At 58.0% G+C, this 21116-nt stretch carries 20 protein-coding genes; 7 read left to right on the top strand and 13 right to left on the bottom strand.

Translation table 11 applies throughout. From position 1 onward, the window contains the following. Positions 1-74: 74 nt before the first annotated feature. The 4 genes from NPS56_RS20400 to NPS56_RS20385 all read right to left on the bottom strand — a co-directional run bounded on the left by NPS56_RS20400 (position 75) and on the right by NPS56_RS20385 (position 5296). On the bottom strand, positions 75-1328 hold the full coding sequence (locus NPS56_RS20400; RefSeq protein ID WP_274076283.1) for an OprD family porin: 1254 nt from the start codon (positions 1326-1328) through the stop codon (positions 75-77). Positions 1329-1420: 92 nt separating this feature from the next. Further along, a complete protein-coding gene (locus tag NPS56_RS20395; RefSeq protein ID WP_274076282.1) occupies positions 1421-2725 on the bottom strand; it encodes a CitMHS family transporter in 1305 nt (434 codons plus the stop codon). Between the two features lie 126 nt (positions 2726-2851). After that, on the bottom strand, positions 2852-4171 hold the full coding sequence (locus NPS56_RS20390) for a dicarboxylate/amino acid:cation symporter (RefSeq protein ID WP_274076281.1): 1320 nt from the start codon (positions 4169-4171) through the stop codon (positions 2852-2854). Between the two features lie 42 nt (positions 4172-4213). Beyond that, complete coding sequence (locus tag NPS56_RS20385) at positions 4214-5296, bottom strand: 4-oxalomesaconate tautomerase (protein WP_274076280.1); 1083 nt, start codon at positions 5294-5296, stop codon at positions 4214-4216. Positions 5297-5456: 160 nt separating this feature from the next. On the opposite strand from NPS56_RS20385, the gene NPS56_RS20380 reads away from it, so the two are divergent. Beyond that, complete coding sequence (locus tag NPS56_RS20380) at positions 5457-6347, top strand: LysR family transcriptional regulator (protein ID WP_274076279.1); 891 nt, start codon at positions 5457-5459, stop codon at positions 6345-6347. Between the two features lie 51 nt (positions 6348-6398). Here the strand turns inward: NPS56_RS20380 and NPS56_RS20375 are convergent, their stop codons facing one another. The 4 genes from NPS56_RS20375 to NPS56_RS20360 are packed head-to-tail and all read right to left on the bottom strand — an operon-like array spanning position 6399 to position 10501. Beyond that, complete coding sequence (locus tag NPS56_RS20375) at positions 6399-7292, bottom strand: polysaccharide deacetylase family protein (protein WP_274076278.1); 894 nt, start codon at positions 7290-7292, stop codon at positions 6399-6401. 55 nt (positions 7293-7347) lie between these two features. Continuing rightward, positions 7348-8256, bottom strand: coding sequence for an NAD-dependent epimerase/dehydratase family protein (locus NPS56_RS20370; RefSeq protein ID WP_274076277.1), 909 nt, complete (start codon positions 8254-8256; stop codon positions 7348-7350). A gap of 50 nt (positions 8257-8306) precedes the next feature. Next, positions 8307-9041 (bottom strand): SDR family NAD(P)-dependent oxidoreductase, encoded by a 735-nt coding sequence (locus NPS56_RS20365; protein WP_274076276.1) that lies wholly within the window; start codon positions 9039-9041, stop codon positions 8307-8309. A gap of 41 nt (positions 9042-9082) precedes the next feature. After that, positions 9083-10501, bottom strand: coding sequence for an APC family permease (locus tag NPS56_RS20360; RefSeq protein WP_274076275.1), 1419 nt, complete (start codon positions 10499-10501; stop codon positions 9083-9085). Positions 10502-10934: 433 nt separating this feature from the next. On the opposite strand from NPS56_RS20360, the gene NPS56_RS20355 reads away from it, so the two are divergent. The 6 genes from NPS56_RS20355 (at position 10935) to NPS56_RS20330 (ending at position 14865) form a co-directional block, all read left to right on the top strand. After that, a complete protein-coding gene (locus NPS56_RS20355; RefSeq protein WP_274076274.1) occupies positions 10935-11750 on the top strand; it encodes a winged helix-turn-helix domain-containing protein in 816 nt (271 codons plus the stop codon). Next, on the top strand, positions 11747-12229 hold the full coding sequence (locus NPS56_RS20350; protein WP_274076273.1) for a hypothetical protein: 483 nt from the start codon (positions 11747-11749) through the stop codon (positions 12227-12229). The genes NPS56_RS20355 and NPS56_RS20350 overlap by 4 nt, the downstream gene beginning before the upstream one ends. Before the next feature lie 264 nt (positions 12230-12493). Continuing rightward, entirely contained in the window at positions 12494-12655 is a 162-nt protein-coding gene (locus NPS56_RS20345; protein ID WP_274076272.1) for a hypothetical protein, read from the top strand. 83 nt (positions 12656-12738) lie between these two features. Continuing rightward, on the top strand, positions 12739-13110 hold the full coding sequence (locus NPS56_RS20340; RefSeq protein WP_274076271.1) for a hypothetical protein: 372 nt from the start codon (positions 12739-12741) through the stop codon (positions 13108-13110). Then, the gene (locus tag NPS56_RS20335) at positions 13107-14093 is read left to right on the top strand and encodes an AraC family transcriptional regulator (protein ID WP_274076270.1); all 987 of its coding nucleotides are present in this window, start codon (positions 13107-13109) and stop codon (positions 14091-14093) included. The genes NPS56_RS20340 and NPS56_RS20335 overlap by 4 nt, the downstream gene beginning before the upstream one ends. A gap of 271 nt (positions 14094-14364) precedes the next feature. Next, positions 14365-14865, top strand: coding sequence for an outer membrane beta-barrel protein (locus tag NPS56_RS20330; RefSeq protein ID WP_274076269.1), 501 nt, complete (start codon positions 14365-14367; stop codon positions 14863-14865). A gap of 59 nt (positions 14866-14924) precedes the next feature. Here NPS56_RS20330 and NPS56_RS20325 read toward each other — a convergent pair whose 3' ends face one another. The 5 genes from NPS56_RS20325 to NPS56_RS20305 all read right to left on the bottom strand — a co-directional run bounded on the left by NPS56_RS20325 (position 14925) and on the right by NPS56_RS20305 (position 21100). Further along, positions 14925-16244 carry an OmpP1/FadL family transporter gene (locus NPS56_RS20325; protein ID WP_274076268.1) on the bottom strand — a complete coding sequence of 440 codons (1320 nt, stop codon included), beginning with the start codon at positions 16242-16244 and terminating at the stop codon, positions 14925-14927. 148 nt (positions 16245-16392) lie between these two features. Then, positions 16393-18285: an acyl-CoA synthetase gene (locus NPS56_RS20320; protein WP_274076267.1), complete on the bottom strand. Its 1893-nt coding sequence runs from the start codon at positions 18283-18285 to the stop codon at positions 16393-16395. Further along, positions 18285-19241 (bottom strand): fumarylacetoacetate hydrolase family protein, encoded by a 957-nt coding sequence (locus NPS56_RS20315; protein ID WP_274076266.1) that lies wholly within the window; start codon positions 19239-19241, stop codon positions 18285-18287. Before NPS56_RS20315 ends, NPS56_RS20320 begins: the two co-directional genes overlap by 1 nt. A gap of 64 nt (positions 19242-19305) precedes the next feature. Then, positions 19306-20397 (bottom strand): VOC family protein, encoded by a 1092-nt coding sequence (locus NPS56_RS20310; protein ID WP_274076265.1) that lies wholly within the window; start codon positions 20395-20397, stop codon positions 19306-19308. Between the two features lie 88 nt (positions 20398-20485). Next, on the bottom strand, positions 20486-21100 hold the full coding sequence (locus tag NPS56_RS20305; protein WP_274076264.1) for a TetR/AcrR family transcriptional regulator: 615 nt from the start codon (positions 21098-21100) through the stop codon (positions 20486-20488). Positions 21101-21116: the final 16 nt, after the last annotated feature.

Below are 21116 nucleotides of genomic sequence, written 5' to 3'. Positions count from 1 at the left end.
AACCGGCAGTTCAGTGGATCGTCGGACGAGTGATGGCAGCCTGGTCCAATCAGGCCAGGCTGCCAACGTGCGCTCTACCAGAGCGCGATGTCATAGGTGATGTAAATCCGGTTGCTGTCGCGCCCACGTGCGAAGTCCGCGCGGTAGACATAGTTGCGCAGCTTTACACCGACGCCTTTGAACGCACCACTCTGGACCACGTAGGCCAGTTCGGTGTCACGTTCGGATTCCTTGATCCGGGTGTCGGACTTGCCATCGTTGCCCTTCAGGTATCGGGTCAGGAACGTCAGGCCTGGGACGCCCAGGGGCGCAAAGTCGTACCCGTAGCTGAGCATCCAGGTTTTCTCGTCCTCCTCGATGAACTTGCCGATACCGGCGTTGCTGAACGAGTAAACCGTGGCACCGCTGATGTAGGGCAGCCCTGCATCACCGCTGAGGGTTTGATAGCCGCCGCCAAAGGTGTGGCCTGCCACCGCGTAGGACACCAGGGCACTGAGCATGTCGTTGTCAATCTTCGAGGCGTAGGCGCGGCCCGCGTCATGGCTGTTGAAATAGCGCAGGTCGCCGGTCAGGGTCCCGCGACCTAACGCCAGATCGTGCTGGATGCCGGCGAAGTCCTGGCGATAGAAGTCTTCCAGCTCGCCGTGGAAGTAGCTCAGGCGCGTGTTCTTGCCGAGTTTGTAGTCGGCGCCGGCGTAGGTGAAGTCCCCGCCTCTGTCGCCCGAGAAGCCATCAGGCACGATCGACACACTGTCCGTGGAATCACGCTGCTTGAAGCGGTCCAGGCGTCCGCCGGTCAGGGTCAGGTTGTCGATATCCGTGCTGGTCAGCTGGCCGCCCTCATAGGTCTGCGGCAACAGGCGTGCATCGTTGTAGATCAGTACGGGCGTCTTCGGCAGCAGTGTCCCGTACTTGAGGGTGCTCTTGGCCAGCCTGATCTTCGCCGTGGCGCCGGCGCTGGAGAATTCATCGGCGGCGCGGCCATCGTCATGCACCGGCAACAGGCCGGTACCGCTGCGCCCTCGCCCCGAATCCAGCTTCACCCCCAGCAAGCCCAGTGCATCAACACCCAGACCCACTGTCCCCGGGGTAAACCCCGACTGGTAATCCAGAAGGAAGCCCTGCGCCCATTCGGTGCGCTCACTTTTTGCGGTGCTGGCCGCACGGGCACTCAGGCCATGCTCATCACGAAAGTTTTCGTTGAAGTAGACATTGCGCAGCTGCAGCTTCAGCTTGCTGTCGTCGATGAAATCGCTGGCATCAACCACGGCAATCGGGAATACCCCAAGAAGAGGTAAAAGCGCCCTGCCAATCAGAGAATGGGTCATGCGGAACTACTCTTGTTGTTTTTCAGGATGCAGGAATCCGCGCGCCGGCGAACGGCGCGTGGACAGGCGTCTAGCCGTGCGTCAGGGATAACTCAGGAGAACAGCGTCAAGGCGCCGGTCAGCAGGGCCAGTGCGGTGATCACCAGGGAGGTGAGCACGGCCCATTTCACGGTGGCGCGCTGGAAGTCGCCGATATCGCGATCGACCATGCCCACCAGCAACAGGGTCGACGCTACCAAGGGGCTCATCAGGTGCACCGGTTGGCCCAGCACCGATGCCCGGGCGATTTCCACCGGGTCGATGCCGTAGGCGGCCGCTGCGTTGGCGAGAATCGGCACTACGCCGAAGTAATAGGCATCGTTGGACAACACGAAGGTCAAGGGCATGCTGGTAATCGCCACCACCAGCGGAAACAGGTGGCCCCAGGACGGTGGAATCCACTCCACCAGCGTCTGGGCCAGGGCATCGACCATTTTCGTGCCGGAGAAAATCCCGGCGAAGACACCGGCGGCGAACACCAGCAGGACCACGGTCATGGCGTTGCCGGAATGGGCGAGGATGCGTTCCTTTTGGATGTCCAGCTGCGGGTAGTTGATCATCAGCGCCAGGACAAAACCGATCAGGAACAGGATCGCCGAATGGGCCAGGCCCATCACCAGCGCGATCATCACGCCGATCACCAGCATCAGGTTCACGTAGGCCAGCTTCGGGCGTTTGTGCGGTGTGTCTTCAAGAATGGCCTTGATGTAGCAATCACCACCGCCGCTCTGCAGCTGGATGTTACCGATGCGCTTGCGCTCGGCGCGACCCAGCAGAAAGGCGGTGAAGACCACCCAGGCGGCGCCGCCGATCATGGTCGGCAACAACGGGATGAAATATTCCCCCGCATCCACCCCCAGCGCGGCAATCGCCCGGGTGGCCGGCCCGCCCCAGGGGCTCAAGCCGCTCATGATGCTCAGCGACAGCATGGCAATGGTCGCCAGGATCATCGGATTCATGCCGATGCGCTTGTACAACGGCAGCATCGCCGCGCAGGTGATCATGTAGGTGGTCGTGCCATCGCCGTCCAGTGCGACCGTCAACGACAGCAGCGCGGTGCCGATGGCGATTTTCATCGGGTCGCCGTTGACCCGCTTGAGAATCTTGCGGATCAGCGGGTCGAACAGGCCCGAGTCGATCATCAAGCCGAAAAACAGGATCGCGAACAGCAGCAACGCGGCCGACGGCGCGACCATCTTCAGGCCGTCGAGCATCATTTTCCCGGTGGACCCGCCAAAACCGCCGATCAAGGCAAAGACGATCGGCACAACGGTCAACGCAACGATGGGCGACAAGCGTTTGGACATGATCAGGTAGGTGAACACTACCACCATGGCCAGGCCGAGTAAGGCGAGCATAGGGCATCTCTCTTGTTGTTATTGATGGCGAGATCGACGCGCAGGCGAACGACCCCGAGACTACCAGACGTTGCAATCGGCAACGTCCGGCAATGGGCGGCGATTAACGGTTTTTGCGGGTAGCGGTCAGCTGCGGTGGGCGACTTCGACAGGCTCCCAGGCCTGGTCCCCGGCCAGCGGCGTCGCGGTTTTTCCGTCCAGGGTATCGAGCAGCACCTGACGGTCGCAGGCGTTCTCGGAGATGGCGATGACCACGGTCGCCACGGCATTGCTGGCCAGGCTGGTCAATGCACGGGCTTCGGACATGAAACGATCGATGCCGATCAACAAGGCCAGGCCCGCCAGCGGAATGTCATGGATCACCGACAGCGTCGAGGCGAGGGCCACAAAGCCGCTGCCGGTGACCCCTGCGGCGCCTTTGGAGGACAGCAGCATGATTGCCAGCATGGTCAGGGTCTGCGTGAGGCTCAGCTCGATATTGCAGGCCTGGGCAATGAAGACCGCCGCCAGCGACAGGTAGATCGCCGTGCCATCGAGATTGAACGAATACCCCGTCGGCAACACCAGCCCCACGACACCCTTCCTGCACCCCAGCGCCTGGAGCTTTTCCAGCATGCGTGGCATCACCGGTTCCGTGGAAGACGTGCCCAGCACCACCAGGAACTCTTCGCGCAGGTAGCGCAGCAACTTCCACAGGCTGAAACCATGGGCGCGACAAATGCTCCCCAGCACCACAAAGACGAAGAAAGCGCAGGCGATGTACAAGGTCATGATCAACTTCGCCAGGGAGCCCAGCGAGGTGATGCCGTACTGTCCGACCGTGAACGCCAGCGCCCCGAAGGCACCGATCGGCGCAAAGCGCATCAGGTAGGAAAAAATCTTGAAGACCATCTGCGATGCGGCTTCCAGTACATCGAGCACGGGCTTGCCGCGCTCACCCAGGGATGACAGGGCAAACCCGCACAGCACTGCGATAAACAGCACCGGCAGCACTTCGCCTTTGCTGAACGCACCGATGAACGTATCGGGGATGATGTGCATGAAAAACTCGACGACCCCGAGTTTGGCTGCCGACTCCATGTACTGGGACAACCCTGCGGTGCTCAACTGGCTGGGATCGATGTTCATTCCCGCGCCCGGCTTGAACAGGTAGACCGCCACCAGGCCGATGATCAGGCTGACCACCGTCAGCCCGAGGAACAGCAGCATGGTCTTGCTCAACAAGCGCCCGAGCGAGCGCTTGTCGCTCATCCCGGCAATGCCGGTGACGATGGTGCAGAACACCACCGGGGCAATCATCATCTTCACCAGTTTGATGAAGGCATCCCCCAATGGCTTGAGGGCGACGGCTTGCTGGCCCCAGAAATGCCCGACCACGACACCGAGCAGGACCGCGCAGAGGATTTGAAAGTAGAGCGATTTTACGATTTTCATGGCATCACCCATTTTTAGAATTGTGCTGATGCAAACCCAGGCAGCGTCAGATCACTACCCGGCGAGTCGCTGGGAAGCCGGGGCATAGACGAAACCGGAAAACAGCCGTCGCGCGGTGCGCACAACCGAGGCACGGATGGTCTGGCCGTTGTCGCCGATGTAGGACAACACCACATCGATGCCGCCGCTCGGGTGCTCGATACGCACCTGTTGCAGGCGCGGACCACCGCTGTTGCCGAGCATCCGCGCGACGACGCTGCCTTCGCTGACACAGGCCGTCGCCAGGCCGATGGAGCCGGTAATGGCCAACGCGCGATGGCAGTTGTGGGGCATGAAGTAGCGAACCTGCAGGGTGCCACCGGCCTTGGCCGGGGACACCAGCACCGGCTTGGGGATGACCTTGTCGCTGACATCGCCCAGCCCCATCGCCCTTCCCGCCTGCAACCGCAAGGCTTCGAGCCGACGCAGGAAATCCTTGTCGGCGTCCAGCTCGGCCGGGGTTTCATCGCCGCGCTTGTGCAGATGACGGGCCTCGATGATCACCATCGGCATGGCCATGTCGATGCAGGTCACAGGCACCCCGTCGAACACATCCAGGGTGTTGCCGGTGGGGAAAAGCTTGCCGGTCTTGCTGCCAGCCGCATCGAGGAAGGTCAACTGCACCGGGGCCGCGCTGCCCGGCACGCCATCGATGACCGTGTCGCCCTCGTAGCTGACTTTGCCGTTGGGCGTCAGCACGTCGGAGGTGACGAAGGTGCCGGTGTTGAGGTTGCGAATGCGCACCCGGGTGGAGTCGCCGGCTGCCTTGACCAGGCCCTGCTCGATAGCAAACGGGCCGACGGCGCAGAGCATGTTGCCGCAGTTGGGCGCCGTGTCGACCCGACGCTGGGACACCATGACCTGGACAAACAGGTAATCGACGTCCGCCTCGGGATGCAACGAAGGACTGACGATCGCGACCTTGCTGGTCTGCGGGCTGCCGCCGCCGATGCCGTCAATCTCCAGTTCGTGACCGGAACCCATCACCGAGAGCAACAGTTCATCGCGCTCTTTAACGCAGACCGGTAGATCCCAAGCGAGAAATACCGGGCCCTTGGAGGTACCACCGCGCATGAGAACACAAGGAATACGTTGCATGGCTTATCACTCTTGTTGATCAATCGGGTTAATTGATGTCTTGCAAACAAGAGTGACAGGGAAGCACTGGTGTTTCCAATGCAAAGATTGGCGCTATTATTCCACTTCACGAATGAATCTTTCCGGCCGTGGCCAAGCCTCTTTTGGGTGAGACAAGCACATGGAATATGAGCTTCAGGACATCAGGTCCTTTGTAAAAATCGCTGAGCTGGGCAGCTTTCACGAAGCCGCAGAAGCCTTGCATCTGTCGCAGCCCGCCTTGAGCCGGCGGATCAAGAAACTCGAGGAGGGGCTGGGCACTGCGCTGCTCGATCGAACAACGCGCAAGGTCAGCCTGACCAGCGTCGGACGTGATTTCCTGCCCAAGGCACGTCGATTGCTGGACGACTTCGACGACTCGATTCTCAATATCCGCGAATTGGCGGAACGGCAGATCGGTCGGGTAACGCTCGCCTGCATCCCCACCGCGGCGTTCTACTTCCTGCCCTCGGTGATCCGCATCTACAACGAACGTTACCCGAAAATCCGCATTCGCCTGCTCGACCTGAGTGCCAATGAAGGCCTGGAAGCGGTGCTGCGCGGTGAAGCGGATTTTGGCATCAACATGATGAGCGGCCAGCACCCCGACATCGAGTTCGTGCCCTTGGTCAACGAACCCTTTGTCCTCGCCTGCCGGCGCGACCATGAGTTGGCCGGGCGCAGTTCGGTCAGTTGGTCTGAACTGGGCGACTATCGGTTGATCGGCGTGGGCCGGCTGAGCGGCAACCGCATGCTGCTGGATCACGCGCTGTCAGGCCTGAGCTGGCGTCCGCAGTGGTTCTACGAAGTGCAGCATCTTTCCACGTCATTGGGATTGGTCGAAGCAGGGCTAGGCGTGTCGGCGATGCCCAGCCTGGCGATGCCCGCAGGCGATCATCCAACACTGGTCAGCGTTCCTCTCATCGACCCCGTGGTCAACCGGTCGTTGGGGCTCGTCTATCGACGGGGCGCTTCACTCTCCCCGGCCGCAGAAAAGTTCGTGTCGATACTGCTTGAGCAGTGGCCGCAATGACCGGGGATCAGGCAAAGCAGCGACCCTCCCTCGAGGGTCGCCTCTCCCCTGTTATCGATGGGCCTTAACCGGTCCCTGATAATAAGGCAGCCTGTCAATCCGCGGTTCATAGGCCCCTGTGGCCACACTGCGCTGGACATGCGCGGCGATCTCGTCCATCCGGGCAAACCAGACATCACCCTTGGCCATCATGTATTCGATCAGCTTCGACACCTCATGCCAGCGTGACAATCGACCGGAAAGGAACGGATGCCAGACCGGCACGAAGAGCGCGCCATACTCCCAGGCGGCATCGAACTCGGCCTTGAACACCTCGACGGCGCGTTGCGGCGACTGGATCGGCATCTGGAAATCCAGGTCGATGCTGTGCATGTACTGCGGCCAGTCATCCAGCGCCCAGCTTGAGGGCAACTCCACCAAGTCCCCCGCTCCCGTGCGCAACAGATAAGGCACATCATCGCCCATCAAGGAGGCGTCATAACTGAAACCGCGTTCGATCAACAGGTCAGCCGAGTGCTCTGACATGTTGTAAAGCGGCGCCCGCCAGCCGCGCGGTGCCTGACCGGTAAAGCGCTTGATGGTGTCGCAACCACGATCGAGCCAATAGGCTTCCTCTTCCCGACTCAGCTCGTTGGGATGCTCATGGATGTAGCCGTGGTGGGCAATTTCGTGCCCACCTTCGACGATCGCCTCGATGGCCTGCGGGTATTGCTCGATGCACCAGGCTGGAATGAAAAACGTCTGCTTGATCTCGAAGCGTCGATAGGTTTCCAGGATCCTTGGTATCGCCACTTTAGGGCCGTAGTGCAGCATCGAAATACTCGCAACCCGTGTCGCGGAATCCTTGGGGTGCGCCACATGCAGAATGCTGTCTGCATCCATATCAAAGGTAAAGGCCACGGCGCAGCGTGCACCGTTTGGCCAGACAATCGGATTTTCAATCATGCGTAATCACCCGTGAGTATTGAACGTTCACCAACAACAGCGACCCAGCGCCCGATCAATACTCGTGATCGACCAACCACTTGGAATAATGGGTGAGTCCTTTTTCCAGCGTCCACTGCGCGCGATAACCCAACTCCCGCTCGGCGGCACTCAGGTCCCATTCGCCATGGCGATCGAGGTGCCAATAACCGCCGCCCACTTCGATACGCGCTTGGGGAATGATCTTGCGGATGATTTCAACGGCTTGATGCAGCGTCCAGGAGCGATCACCGGCAATATTGAAGACGCCGCCTTTGAGGTCCCGGGTTTCGGCCGCCATCAATACGGCACGCACGACGTCTTCCACGTGGATGTAGTGGAACCTGTGATCGCCGCCCGAAGCCAAGGTAAATGTTTCACCACGGTGGACGGTTTTGAGGATGTCCCTGAGCACCTGGGGCATCTTGTTTTCCGGGCCATACACTTCGGCGATTCGCAGGGAAATCACTTCCATGCCATAGAGATCGTTGTAGACCCGGCCAAAGTGCTCGGTGGCAATCTTGGTGACGCCGTAGGGAGTCGTTGGGTAGGTCGGTGTTTGCTCATTGATCTCTCCTTCGTAATGTCCATAGACCGTTTCCGAAGAAAAGTTGACCAACTTCTTGATGCCCGCCAGGCGCATGGCTTCAAGCAAATGGATGGTGCCATCGATGTTCGCCGTCACCGTCGTGATGGGCAGGTCGATGGACAAGTCGGGATGGGACATGGCCGCCGTGTGAATGACTCGATCAACGCCATGTTCCTTGATGGTCCTGACAATCCTCGGGATATCGAATAACTCCCCCTGCACAGGCGTCATGAATTCAGACCTGGCTTCGGAGTAGTCACGGTTGTAACTCACCACCTTGACGCCTTGCTCGCTGAGCTTCCTGGTCAGGTATCTGCCCACATAGCCCAAACCACCGGTAATCATTACAGCGCTCATGATGTTTCCTTCTTGTTATTAGCGGTGAAGTCAAACTTCAAGACACCCAGCTAGATCGCAGCGCCGCCATTGGGGCTGATGATCTGTCCAACCATGTAATCACCGGCGGGCCCGGCCAGGGCTTCGACCATGGCGGCGATTTCATCCGGCTTGCCGAAGCGCCTCAACGGCAGGCTCGCACGGGTTTCATCGTTGAATTCGAGGGTGTCGTTGATCAGCATGTCGGTCTCGATCGGCCCCGGCGCCACCGAGTTGACCAGTACACCTTTGGGGGCCACTTCCTTGGCGACCGCCTTGGTCAGCGCGATCACCCCGCCCTTGGAAGCGCAGTACGCGGCATAGGTCGGGAAGCCGATCAGCCCCAGCTCGGAGCTGATGTTGATGATCCGCCCCTGACCGCGTGCGAGCATGCCCGGCAACACCGCCTGCATGCAGGCCCAGGTCCCGCCGAGGTTGGTACTGATCATCTGCTCCCACTGCGCCCAGGTCGTTTGCTCGACGGTCGCTGAAACCAGTCTGCCGGCATTGTTGACCAGGATATCGACCCGCCCGTAGCGACCCTCGGCTTCGCGAATGATCCCGGCCGCGGCTTCGGGATGACTGATATCGGCCTGGACGGTGATCCCGTCGCCACCGTTGGCTTCGGCTGTGCGGATGACCTCGTCCAGTTGATCCCTGGTGTCGAAGTAGTTGAGCACCAGATGATCACCACTTGCCGCAAAACGCCTGGCGATGGCCAGCCCAATACCCCTTGCAGCGCCCGTGATAACGACTACACGTTTCATAAGTTCTCCCATGATTTTTAGATGAAAGCCGTGCGTGCAAATCAGGCTTTGGAAAGTACGGGTTTCCTGGAGACACGCGATTGCCAGACCAGGATCAGTGCGCCAGACAGTATCGTCAGCGCGCCCAGGTACCAGGCCGTGTATTGATCCTCTGGCGAGACCGGATTGGCGCCGGCGGTGTAACCGATGTATCCCAGGACGAGAATGGCGAGAGTTGCAGGGATCGACAGTGCGAACGCGATTGCCAAACGCTGACGGCGGAACGTCATGACAATGAAGGCAGCAATGGCGGCCATGTAGGACATCACCAGCGTGATAGTCACCACGTCGTAGTACCAGACGATCTTGTCCAGCGGCTTCCACCACAGCAGTGCAATGGCGTCGGCCGCGACGATCACGCTGGCGAGCCAGGGCGACTTGGTCTTGTTGACGGCACTGAGCGCCAACGGCAGATGCCCTTCTTCACTCATGCGATAAAGCGTGCGCGCCGCTGCACTCGAAGAGATCTGCATGCCGGCACAGGCCGACGTAATCACCACGAACAAGGCAATCCACGCCATGGCCGGTGGCAAGTAGACGTTTGCCACCGCGGCGATTGGCCCACCGTTGCCGTCCTCGATGATGGCCGCCAGTGTCTCCACGGGCACGGCGTACTGCCAGCCGATGGCCGCGAGGGTGTAGATGACGAAGGCGGACGTCAGCACGAGCAGCATGGAGCGTTGCACGGTACGAACCGGAATCCGCGACTCCTCGATGTAGTTGATCGCCGAATCGAAGTTGGCGAGCATCCATACACCGAACAGCACCCCTGGCCCGATGGCTGACCAACCGTCCGCCCCTTCTGGCGTGTACATGGACAGCACCGACAGATCCGGTACCTGAGGGTCGATGATGCCCATCAACCCGAGCCCGGCAACGACACCGATCTCGAAAATCAGGAAAATGCTGGCAATTTTCGCGGTGGCATTGACGCCCTTGCAGGAAATGGCCAGGAAGACCAGGACCATGCCCGTGCCAATCAGTTTGGCGTTGAGCGCACCCGCCAGGGCCGGGAACAGCGCCTGGATATATTCGGTGCCGATGATTGCGCACATGGCCATTACTGCCGTACAGGCAACGGAGTAGGCCCAGCCGAGAATGGTCCCGACGCTGGTATGCAGGAAACGCGAGGTGAAGGTAAAGACGCCGCCTGCCGAGGGGGCCTGGCGAGTGAGGGAGATCATGCAGAACGCCATGACCAGCATGGGGAAGAAGTACGCAATCAATATGGCCAGCGGCGCATGGTGGCCCGATATCGAGTAAAGAATCGACATCGAAGAGGCGGCAATCCAGCCCGGAGCATTAAAACCAAGTGCGGAAAACGTTACATCCCTGGTGGTGAGCGTCCCCTTGTTCAGCGCTGTATCAAGTTCACGAACAGTTCCGTCACGGTCATAACCGATGATTTCATAGAAGTTCATTTGTCAGGCTCTGATTAATAGCTATAGAAGATCTTGTAGCGTCAAGCCGTGGGAATCGGTTTGAACACCGCTCTTATTATTCAACTATGCAAAATGCAGATACTCACAACCCGAACAAGCCAATCAAATAGCTTATTCAGAGTTGACTTGCAGCTTTGTTGTTTTTATCGCTGTGGTTTTTAAACCTTTGAATGGGTGGCCAGTATAGAAACAGCCAAAAAAAACCTACCATCAGGAATTTCCGATCTTTGCATCTGAATGGGCGAAGTAAGGCTCGCCCACCTTGCAGTTTTCGGATAGCGCCGGTCATTCGATCCGCGCATCATCACCGCCCCCGCTCATAGCCGTTCCCTTCGACAAGAATGCACTGCGTCAAATCGGCCTCTGAAACCGTCTCTATACTCAGCCAGAACCACCTGAACGGAGGACTCCCATGCGCTACGCCTTCACATTGAAAAATGGTGCCATGGCCCTTTTCGATCCAGACACCGCCTTGCTTACCCTCACCACGCCCCATGGGGAAGTACAAAGCACTACGATAGGCAGAGCAGAATCGCGTCTATTGGAGCTGCTGCTCATGGAGCCCGGGCAGACTAAAAGTCGTGAAGAGATCATCGACTACACCTGGAATGACCGCGTCGTCGCCTCCGGCAGTTTGAACCAGGCGGTTTTCTCCCTTAGAAACATTCTCAATGACAGCCGTGATCACGAGATTCTGATGACGGTTCCGCGAAGAGGTTATTGCTTCAACCGTCTTTATGTAGTCGATGTCCCCACAAATCCCCCAACGCCCTCGGAAGAAGCTGCGCCTGTGCTCGCCGTTGAAGAGCCGGCGCCGTTCGGGAATGACGATCTTGCGGTGCCTTCAGCAAAGACCAGGAAATCAACTTACCTGACAAAAGCCCATTTAATCGGCTATGTGCTGACCTTGGCAGTCTGCGCCTACACGGGTTTCCACTCAGGTTTCGACACATCGAAAATAGAAGTCTCCACCCTCAAACAAAATGAACTGGTCATCCATGCATTAGGCGAGAGTGTCGCCGAAGCTGAATCGCTGAGGGATCTCTCGGCGACCCAAGTGCAACAGCTACCGCCAAACTTGAAAGGCGAAGTCTGGTTGAACCTGTTTAAAACAAACTACTCTGTTTCGTGCGTTCGTCCGGATCTAAGCACTGCAAACCTGCAATTGAATAGCGGGCAAAAAGACCTTGCCCCGATGATCCGGCAATGTTTGGAAGCCACCCTATGAAGTCAATGACCTCTTCAACTGTTCACTGGATCGTGCTTGCAATCATCAACGCGGCCTGTGTCTTTTCCCTGACCTATTCGCCCTCTTATTACATGGAAAATATCAGTTATCAAACCATGACTCGTCAATGGCTGGAGGACTCCAATCAACTCAATACCGAAGAGTACCTGACCATCGGCCATGGCCGACTGACACAAACCACGATTGAAAGCCTGAACGGAAAGATTCGTAATGCAACCATCTCGGCGCAGATTGTCCGGGAAAGCAAACACCATGTGCAAATAAAGATCAGCAACGTCAAACTCAGCCAGGACACTGAATTATTCGCCATTGAAAAGACTCCGGATCTGTTTTTCAGGCGTCAATTCGTTCTACAGGAAGGCGCCGTTCTCAACTATGAGTTGCTCCCCACCTCCAATAAAAACGCCGTATGCTTTTATGTACATGACATTGGCCGCTTGCGCTGCATGAATCACTGAGACATCTGCAACCCATCACATCAGAACAAAAATAATAATTACTAATTTGAATCAAACCCCCTCCCCCCGCAACATCCCGCCTTTGTAGCGCTCGAAGTCGTTCCTGCTGACATCAGCGTTGAAAACATACATTTTCCGCGAGTCGTCAAATCAATGATAACCAGGATCCTGGCAGCTCTAGCGCTGGCTGCACTATCGTTTCCTTGCGCGGCACACAATGAATATTCAGTCGGCAGTACGGAAATCGAACTCTACGAATTGGAAATGAGCCCCAACGAAACAATCAAGCTCAAGCACTTGAAAATCTACTCTGAAAAGCAAGCCCATGACGATGAAGACGCTTTTGACAACGCCTTGCCTGCCCCGCCACAAAATCAACAATCAGAGTCACGACCTGTCGCTGACTCCAGTTTGAGCAAAATATGAGTTTTTGACTTCAACCAGCACCGTGGGAGCAGGACTATCCGCAGGCACTGCCTGAAAACATCATCAACAAGGAACGCACGTCAATGCTGCTAAAAAACCTCGCTACCGTATCCTTTGGTGTATTGCTGTCTCTCAAGGCCTTGGCTGATGACAAGGAACTCTATGGCGCCGACCTGACGCGTATTGAAAGCAACAAGAACAAGCTGAGCGATGAAAAGTCCGATTACAGGATTGTCACAGCCTATCGTGCTGAGGATTTTTTTGCTTTTGATGCGGCAGCCATCGGCCCGGCCAGCCAGAAAACCGCGATCTTTGGATCGAACCTGGCACCCGATAAACTTCAAGGCCTGGTGGAGTTATCCTCGAGCGACGCGTACGTCTTTACTGCGGCATTGTCGATGCCTGAGAAAAACCCGGGCACTGTCCAATTAGCTGAAGAGCAATCTATTCCATGAGCATCATGATCCCTGATGAAGTCTTTCACGTAACGGCCACGCCTGCGGACCAAACCGATAGAACAGTTGGCCGTTGGCAGCTGAGCCTCGCACCGTTGGAACACGAAGCAAACATCAGGCAGCACAAGCTCTTTCAGGGTTCCAGGCTGCAATGCAGTCGTCTGGAGTTTGACTCAACCGTCACCTTGATGGGTTGTGTCCCTCAGGGCTTTGTAACCCTTGCCATTTCACAGGCTTTGATGGGTCGACCCACGGTCAATAATCATCATTTGTGGCCTAACGAAATCATCGTGTTGTATAGCGGTGAGCCCGTGCACTACACCTGCGAGCCGAATGAAACGCTTTTCACCCTGACCACGACTCTCGAACATTACGTACATTGCCTTGGAAACCATTCTTCCATCGATATGCTGCGGGATAGAAAGGAGCAGCGCTTTCAGGTTGCACATTACCAGTTGGTGCAATCCGCCATTCAGGCGATCAACGCCTACTCCATGGACGCCACCCCGCCTCGTTTGCAACCGCTCAGCTGCGCTGAAACTTCAGCGGCTGAAAGTGCGTTGCTGATTTCTCTGCTACGGGCCCTGATACCTGTTGGCCGATCCACGCTTACTCCCCCGCGAAGAAGAAAGATCGCAATAGAGGCCATGCAATACATTCATGAAAACACCAAAAAATCCCTCAGCATGAAGGCGTTGGTCAAACAACTTCAAACCACAACTCGCAGCTTGCACCATGGCTTCGTCGAAACGTTCGGGATTTCGCCGATCGCTTACATCAAGAACCTGAGACTCGCTCGTGCCCGTCGGGACTTGATCCGCAACACTTGGCCGACGGTCACTGAAACCGCCATGTATTGGAATTTTCACCATCTGGGCCGGTTTTCCAAAGCGTATCAGGATGCTTATGGAGAAACCCCCTCGGAAACGGCCAGGCGTAATTCTGCAAAACTGGCCACGGCCGCCAAAAATAACAATCAATAATTTTCATCCCACAGCCTGAATGGTCAGCATGCTTGTTTCTACCCAAGGGGATAAGCATGCGCTATCGACTGAATTCGCTACCACTCAAACAGAAAGTCATCTTTTGCCTGGCCGCCTATTTATCGGGCGTTGCCTTAGCCTGGCTGGTTAACACCTATCAAACCCTTTGAAGCCATTCATAAATATCAATCAATGACTTCAATCATTCTTCACGTTCATTCAAATTCTCGGCCAACACCCATCGACAACCCGTAGAAGGACCCTGCCTCACATGCTATTTCGAAACCTTGGCTTCGTTTCACTGCTTTCGTTACTGTCTTTTCAGGCGCTCGCTGATGACAAAGGTTTATATCTTGGCGCCGGCGTCAGCAGCATTGAAACCGACAAAGTCCATTTGAACGATGAAGACACCAGTTATAAGGTTTTTGCAGGTTATCGCCTCAACAACTATCTGGCCTTCGAAGGCGCCTTCGTTGATCTCGGCCAATTCGAAGACAGCAATCTGGATTTCGACGGTAAGTCTGTCCAGGCCAGTGCCCATCTCGGCTTTCCGTTAGGAGACCGAGTGCGAGTATTCGGCATTGTCGGTGCCCATGCCTGGGATGCCGACGGCAATGCCGCCGATGACGATACGGGCGTGGACCTGACCTACGGTGCCGGCGTTGAACTCGATGTATTTCGCAACATCGGTGTCCGCGCTGAATATGAAGTACTGCAGGTCGGTAACATGGACCTGAATCAAACAACGGCATCCGCTTACATTCTCTTCTAAACCCCTCCTGAATTGAGCGGCCAGGCGGGTCGCTCAACCTCAAGCCTTCTTCTCACCGATCAGTACCGCCAGGTCGCCTGCACAGAAAGACCATTCGCACTGTTTTCATAGTTGGCGCTGTATTGCGGCTGAAGACCTGTGTTGTTCGACTGTTTCACCGAGACTTTGGAATCCCAGAGATAACCGTAGGCAAAGTCTATTGTCAGGTCGGCATTCGGCGAATAAGCACCACCCAGGGTCACGGCCTGGCGATTGCCAACCGGTATGCGCACGCTGCGATCGGCATTCCTGATGGGTGACGGATCATAGGCATAGCCTGCCCGCAGCAGCCATTGCGGGTTCAGTTGAAAGGCTGCGCCAACCGCGGTGGACCAGGTGTCGCGCCAGTTCATTTCTTCGGTTACACGTCCCAGGCCAGCCGCCTCGCCCAGGGGCGAAAGTCCACTGTTGACGGCCTCGACCTGCTGGATCCGGCTCCAGCGTTTCCAGGTAGCCCCCAGGTATCCCGTCCAGCGACTATTGAAATGATGGGTGATGGACGTATCCACCGATTCGGGCATCGTGAGGTCTATCTTGTTGTCATACTTTCCGTCCAACGGAATGGCGCTTGGGGAGCCAGACACCTCGGTATGCCCTTCAAGTGTGTAGTCCACCTTCGAGTGATAGTTGATCCCCCAACTCGTTGCCTCGGTAAAGTCGATCAGGATGCCGACGTTGTAGCCAAGCGCCGTGTCATCGCCCTTGATGGTCACCAGTGTGTCCTGGCCGTTGTTAAGGGCGCCGGTAGCCAAATAATTCTGCAGCTTTGCATTGAAGCGGTTGATCGTTGGTCCGCCACCAATGGACAGGTAATCATTGACCCGATAGGCAATGGTGGGCTGCAGGGTTATTTCCCTGGTCGTGCTATAGGAGCCATGGTAGCGACCTTGAAAAGAGCCCTCGTAATCGTTGATCAAACCACTCGGCGCATAGAGGCCCAGCCCTATCGAAAGACGATCATCAAGCGGCGTCGACATGTAGGCGAAAGGGACAACGCCCAAGGGTACCGAGTCCCCCTTGTTCGTACCCGTGGCACTGCTCTGCGCATCGCTGATGTCGTCGCTCACCGAGACGACGGCGGCGCCGCCGGAAATCTCACTGCGCTTTAACCTGGTCAAGCCTGCGGGGTTGCCAAAGATGGTGCTGGCATCCAGCGCCGAAGACGACCTTCCCGCATAAGCGGTTCCCGCACTGCTTGCGCTTTGCTCGTTCAGGGCAATGCCATTGGCGCCTGCAGTTGTTGATGCGCCAATCAGGGCCAAGGCACCGGTTAACCTGACCCAGGATGCAAACGCTTGCCAAGCAGAAAAACACGGGAGCGCAGGGTTATTCACTTTCATTGTCCACCTCTTGTTCTTTTTGTGGGTTGAATGCGGGCAAGGCTTCGCCTTCCCGTGCACTTGGCAGTGCGGGTTGGCGTTGATCGAAGTTGTGAAAATGGCCCTGGTTACCAGGGCATCATTTTGACTTAGGGAGGCGTACTCACACTCATTCAAGCCACTCCACTTGAAAGCTGAAGCGCCCTAGAAGAAGCGCCAGGGTTTGTTGGTTGTCTCCCGCGCGGATGCAGGCGACCAACCCGCGTCGTGCATCCTGTACCACCTCAACTTCCACTCCCTGCAGACACATTCGTTGCACTTCCTGCTCGACTACCCTGGCAATCTCCCGCTGCTGCAAAGCGGGCTTGAATATCTTGCCCACGGCAGTCAGGGGCAACGCTTCGAGGATTTCAATGCGCTTGGGCACGGCGGCCCGTTCGCTGATGTTGAGATGGGCGAACGCCTCCAGTTCTTCGGCGTTGCAGCCGTGCCCGGGACGCAGTTGAACATAGGCAACCGGCACCTCGCCCGAGTAGGCATCGGGGCTGCCGATGGCAGCAGCCAAGGCGACGGCGGGATGCGCCTGCAGAGCCTCCTCGATTTGCTTGGGATCGATGTTGTGGCCGCCACGAATGATCAGCTCCTTCCTGCGTCCGGTCAGCCAGAAGTAACCCTGGGCATCCTGGCGGCCCAGATCGCCGGTATTGAGCCAGCGCTGACCGTCGATATCGATCCACAGGCCTTGGTTATGGCGCGCCTCCAGATAGCCATTGAAGAGGTTCGGGCCACTGATCGTGATCAGACCGATTTCATCCACATCGGCATCGCGCAGGTACTCCCCGCAATCATCGAGCACGACCGCGCGCATAGGCTGGTAGGCGATCCGGAGGCCGATGGAGCCGATACGGCGCTCGCCATGGGGCGGATTGATCGAGGAAACGCAGGTGCCCTCGGTAAGACCGTAACCTTCAAGGATCCTTACCCCTGTGCTGCGCTCGAATTCGCGCAAGAGCTCGGCTGGCATTGGCGCGGCGCCACATATGGCAAAGCGCAGGCTGGACAGGTCGCGGCCCTGCCATTCATGTTGCAGCAGTGCTGCATAAACAGTCGGCACGCCGGAAAAGAGGTTGATACCGAAGTGCTCGACCATCTCCCAGAATCGTGGGATGACTCCCTCGCCACGGTACCCATGGGGCGTGCCGAGGATCACATGGTCGCCTTGGGTCCAGGGCATCAGCCCGGTCACCAGTTGGCCATTGACATGGAACAGCGGCAGGCCACAAAAGATGACCTGGCCACCACTGCGTGGCTGCAAATGAGCAGACACAGACCATGCGTTGAATACTTCCGAACCATGGGTACGCGCGGCGATCTTGGGCAGCCCGGTGGTGCCGCCTGTACAGATGTAGGAGGCGCATTCGTCCGGGCGAATTTGCCGACCGCTCTTGAGGTGTGTGTGCGGCTGGGCATCCATCAACGATTGCCAATCGTGGATCGCGATATCGTCTCGTTCCTGCAGAGCCGTGGCTTCGGAAGTCCCACGTATTGATGCGTCGACACAGGGCTCCATGCTGACCCAGACCACGGACTTGACCGTGGGCAACTGGTCCAGCTGCGAAGCCAGCTTGGGCCACAGATCACTGCCCGCCGTCGGCGCGAGTGTCACCACCACGGATGCCTTCGCTGCATTCAGCAAGCCAGCCATCTGCCTGGCCTCAAGCAGCGGATTGATCGCCATGACGATGCCTGCGGCCTCCCCGCCCCAGATCGTGAAATGGGTTTGCGGCAGGTTGGGCAAGATAAAGGCAATCACCTCACCCGGTCTAATGCCCAGGTCATGGAAGGCATTGGCCGCGCGGGTGATATCGGCGAAGAGCTGGGAATAGTTCCACTCCAGGGTGTGTTTGAAATGGGCGGCATCGGCGAAGAAGCTCAGCGCCGGTGCCTGCGGGGTGCGCTCGGCCGCCTGGCGTAGTGCTTCATACGTGCTGGAGGCCAGCCCTCGCTCCGACAAGGGGACTCGTTCGAGACGTTCGATGTCGTTCAGGGTCTGCATCACCATCAGGCTTGCTCCACGACACGGTTGCGCTGCACACCGAGGTCGATCACGCCATCGGCGCTGCGAATACGCGCCTCGACCACGTCACCGGGCTTGAGATATTGCGTGCGGCCCTCCTGCGCCTTGAGAAACAGTTTCCACTTGGTGGCTTCCGGCAGCAGCGCCGCGATGCGCTGTTTGGCAGGCGAAGGAATCGTCAGCGCACAGCCGGCAGGCGTACCGGTGGCAATCAGGTCGCCGACGGCGAGATCTTGCACTTCGGAAAGTTCGGTAAGGGTTTCGGCGGGACCGTAAACCAGGTTGGCCGTGCTGTCGCTCTGTCGCAGCTGGTCGTTGACGGTCAGGCGCAGCTGCAGTGCCTTGAGGTAATGCATGTCCCTGGCACCCAGCAGGCAGAGGTAAGGACCGACCGGGCCGAACGTGCGGAAGCTCTTGCCCTTGTAGAACTGCATCTGGGGAATCTGGATGTCGCGGGCCGAGTAGTCATTGACGATGACGACGCCGGCAATGAACTCATGCAGATTGGCGTCGGTGACAGAAACAGCCCCGCTGATTGCGCGCTTCATCACCAGCCCCAGTTCGATCTCGTAGTCGAGGAAGCGCACGGTGCGCGGCTTGATCAGGTCGCTGTCAGCTGCCACCAGGCAACTGGTCGCCTTGGTGAAGATCATGTTGAATTTCTTCGCGTCCGGGTCCATGCCCGACTCGATCATGTGCTGACGGTAGTTGGCACCCTGGCAGACGAACTGCTGGTTACGGGTCACCGGCGACAGCAGTTTCACTTCTTCCTGCGCAAGCTCCGGGCCTTCGAGTTGAGCGAGGTCGTCGATACTGTTCTGGGCAATGAAGTCACCGGTGGTTTCGAAAACACCGGGGACAACCGTGATACGGCCCTGGCGAAGCACGCCCCAGTGGATACCGTTCTGAAATTCAAAGCGGACTACGTGTACAGCAGACATTGAAGGTACTCCTGGAGCAGGCTTGGTGGTGTTGTTCTGTGGGGGGACCGTCATGGCGGTGGCGCTACCCGAACATCCGCATGAGGGTTATCAACTTGCGAATGGACAAGTCCGGGCTGCGTCGCAAGTTGCGGATCAGCGCCAGCAGATGGGTGAAGCTCAGTCTGGGTTTGGTAAAACTCCTGGGCATGCGCTGCCCCCACTGCGCCATGGCTTCGGGGCTTACAGGGTGAATGCCGATAGGGTGTGCGGCCGTGAAGATGTCCCCGTCGCAGTAATGCTCGTGCTTGTCACCCCAGGGGTCTTGCCAGTAATCGAAGATCTGACTGCCCAGAATGTGTCGACCGATGCCCCAGGAGTGCTTCCAGCCGCGCTCGCGCAGGACGCGCTGGCCCATGCCCACAGCGTCTGCATCGACGACCTCGAAGGCGCTATGGCTGTAGGCAGCCATGAACCCCTGCGCTATCGCGAGCGTATGGTGCGCCGTTGGCGTTCCACCCAGGTCAAGGCGCATGAAGGTGACGATGGGGGTGCCATCGGGGAGCGTCTGCACATCGCTGGGAATGAAGCCGAAATGCCGCGTGTACCAGGCACAGGTCGCCTGGTAGTCGGCCACTTCAATCACGATGTGGCCAAGCTTGAGCACGTCGGGCGGCGCAACGGGCGGGCGTTGCGTGGCATTGATGCGCGGTTGCTCGTGCGCCAGGTTCCAGCGCAGAGGCGCTCTGTGATCCAGCGCTTTGCCTGGAGACTGCTCGCAAACCGCTTCCACCATGAAGCCGGAAGGATCGGTCAGTCTGACGTAACAGCCTTTGCCAGGATGTTCCGACTTCTGCACCGGTGACGCACCCGGGATTCGAGAGAGTTTTTCCAGATCGCCGATGGACTGGACCGCCAGGCCGAACCCGACAAAACGCGAACGTTCGGCACGCTCGACACGGTAACAGTACGAAGTGGCATCGGTGGCGCGCAGATAGAGCGTATCGGCGTCCTGGCGACTGACCTTCAGGCCGAAGTCGGTGAGGAAACCCGCAGCCTCATTCAAGTCCGGCCTTTGAAAGATCAGATGCGTCAGGTCCCGGGCCTTCACCGTCGGCTGCGGATGCCGGGCGGGTTGTTGTGTCGTCAACCGGTGCAATGGTTTTTTGTCGTTCATTGTTGTTGTTTTCCGGGTTTTTAGGGCGAAGCAGTCCCGACCCCCTGTAAAAACAGGGGTTTTGTCTGGTTGAGTCAGTGAGGGGGCGTCAGTCCAGAGGCGGCAGTTCCGGCAGCTCCAGAGTCGCCAGCACACGCGCCTCCTCGGGTGGTACCCCCAAGGCGCGCAGCACCAGCTCGGCGGTGTCGGAACCCGATTCGCGCCAGGTCCGGTGACCCTCCAGCACGAGGAAAATCGAACCCAGGACGCTGCTCGATATCAGGGTCAGCACTGAGAGCAATTGCTCCTGCGCAAACCTGTAGCGCCCGCTGGAAAGCCCGCTGAGAAGATCCGTGGTCGCCTGGCTGCTGAACATTTCGCGCAACGCAGAATTGCTCATGGCGAACTTGTGGATGAACGCCCCCCATTGGGAGTCTTCGTGAGCTCGACGAATGAACAGGCGAATGCCATTGGCCAGGCGCTGGGCGGGATCGGACACTGAGTCGAAGCTCTTGTTGACGCGCTCATGCATCTCCTTCGCAAGCTGGCTGGCGACCGCCTCGAACAGGCCTTCCATGCTGTCGATGTTGCTGTAGACCGTTCCGCGCGCCACGCCGGCCGCTTGTGCGAGGTCGAGGATATTGACGTTTGAGGTGCCTCTTTCAGCGAACAGGCGAAAGGCGGCTTGATGAATGCGGCGCTGTGTTGGATTCAGGGATTGCACGGTTCACTCTCCAGAA

This window comes from Pseudomonas putida, from assembly GCF_028682635.1.
Classification (GTDB): Bacteria; Pseudomonadota; Gammaproteobacteria; order Pseudomonadales; family Pseudomonadaceae; genus Aquipseudomonas; species Aquipseudomonas putida_AE.
Note: the sequence above shows the minus strand (reverse complement) of the source record. Positions and strands in the feature narration are given on the sequence as shown.

Coding starts and splice junctions, on each gene's coding strand:
- NPS56_RS20335 (WP_274076270.1), top strand. CDS start 13,107: ATGAGCATCATGATCCCTGATGAAGTCTTTCACGTAACGGCCACGCCT.
- NPS56_RS20355 (WP_274076274.1), top strand. CDS start 10,935: ATGCGCTACGCCTTCACATTGAAAAATGGTGCCATGGCCCTTTTCGAT.
- NPS56_RS20325 (WP_274076268.1), bottom strand. CDS start 16,244: ATGAAAGTGAATAACCCTGCGCTCCCGTGTTTTTCTGCTTGGCAAGCG.
- NPS56_RS20385 (WP_274076280.1), bottom strand. CDS start 5,296: ATGCAACGTATTCCTTGTGTTCTCATGCGCGGTGGTACCTCCAAGGGC.
- NPS56_RS20390 (WP_274076281.1), bottom strand. CDS start 4,171: ATGGGTGATGCCATGAAAATCGTAAAATCGCTCTACTTTCAAATCCTC.
- NPS56_RS20330 (WP_274076269.1), top strand. CDS start 14,365: ATGCTATTTCGAAACCTTGGCTTCGTTTCACTGCTTTCGTTACTGTCT.
- NPS56_RS20350 (WP_274076273.1), top strand. CDS start 11,747: ATGAAGTCAATGACCTCTTCAACTGTTCACTGGATCGTGCTTGCAATC.
- NPS56_RS20370 (WP_274076277.1), bottom strand. CDS start 8,256: ATGAGCGCTGTAATGATTACCGGTGGTTTGGGCTATGTGGGCAGATAC.
- NPS56_RS20400 (WP_274076283.1), bottom strand. CDS start 1,328: ATGACCCATTCTCTGATTGGCAGGGCGCTTTTACCTCTTCTTGGGGTA.
- NPS56_RS20310 (WP_274076265.1), bottom strand. CDS start 20,397: ATGAACGACAAAAAACCATTGCACCGGTTGACGACACAACAACCCGCC.
- NPS56_RS20315 (WP_274076266.1), bottom strand. CDS start 19,241: ATGTCTGCTGTACACGTAGTCCGCTTTGAATTTCAGAACGGTATCCAC.
- NPS56_RS20360 (WP_274076275.1), bottom strand. CDS start 10,501: ATGAACTTCTATGAAATCATCGGTTATGACCGTGACGGAACTGTTCGT.
- NPS56_RS20365 (WP_274076276.1), bottom strand. CDS start 9,041: ATGAAACGTGTAGTCGTTATCACGGGCGCTGCAAGGGGTATTGGGCTG.
- NPS56_RS20380 (WP_274076279.1), top strand. CDS start 5,457: ATGGAATATGAGCTTCAGGACATCAGGTCCTTTGTAAAAATCGCTGAG.
- NPS56_RS20345 (WP_274076272.1), top strand. CDS start 12,494: ATGAGCCCCAACGAAACAATCAAGCTCAAGCACTTGAAAATCTACTCT.
- NPS56_RS20340 (WP_274076271.1), top strand. CDS start 12,739: ATGCTGCTAAAAAACCTCGCTACCGTATCCTTTGGTGTATTGCTGTCT.
- NPS56_RS20375 (WP_274076278.1), bottom strand. CDS start 7,292: ATGATTGAAAATCCGATTGTCTGGCCAAACGGTGCACGCTGCGCCGTG.
- NPS56_RS20395 (WP_274076282.1), bottom strand. CDS start 2,725: ATGCTCGCCTTACTCGGCCTGGCCATGGTGGTAGTGTTCACCTACCTG.
- NPS56_RS20320 (WP_274076267.1), bottom strand. CDS start 18,285: ATGGTGATGCAGACCCTGAACGACATCGAACGTCTCGAACGAGTCCCC.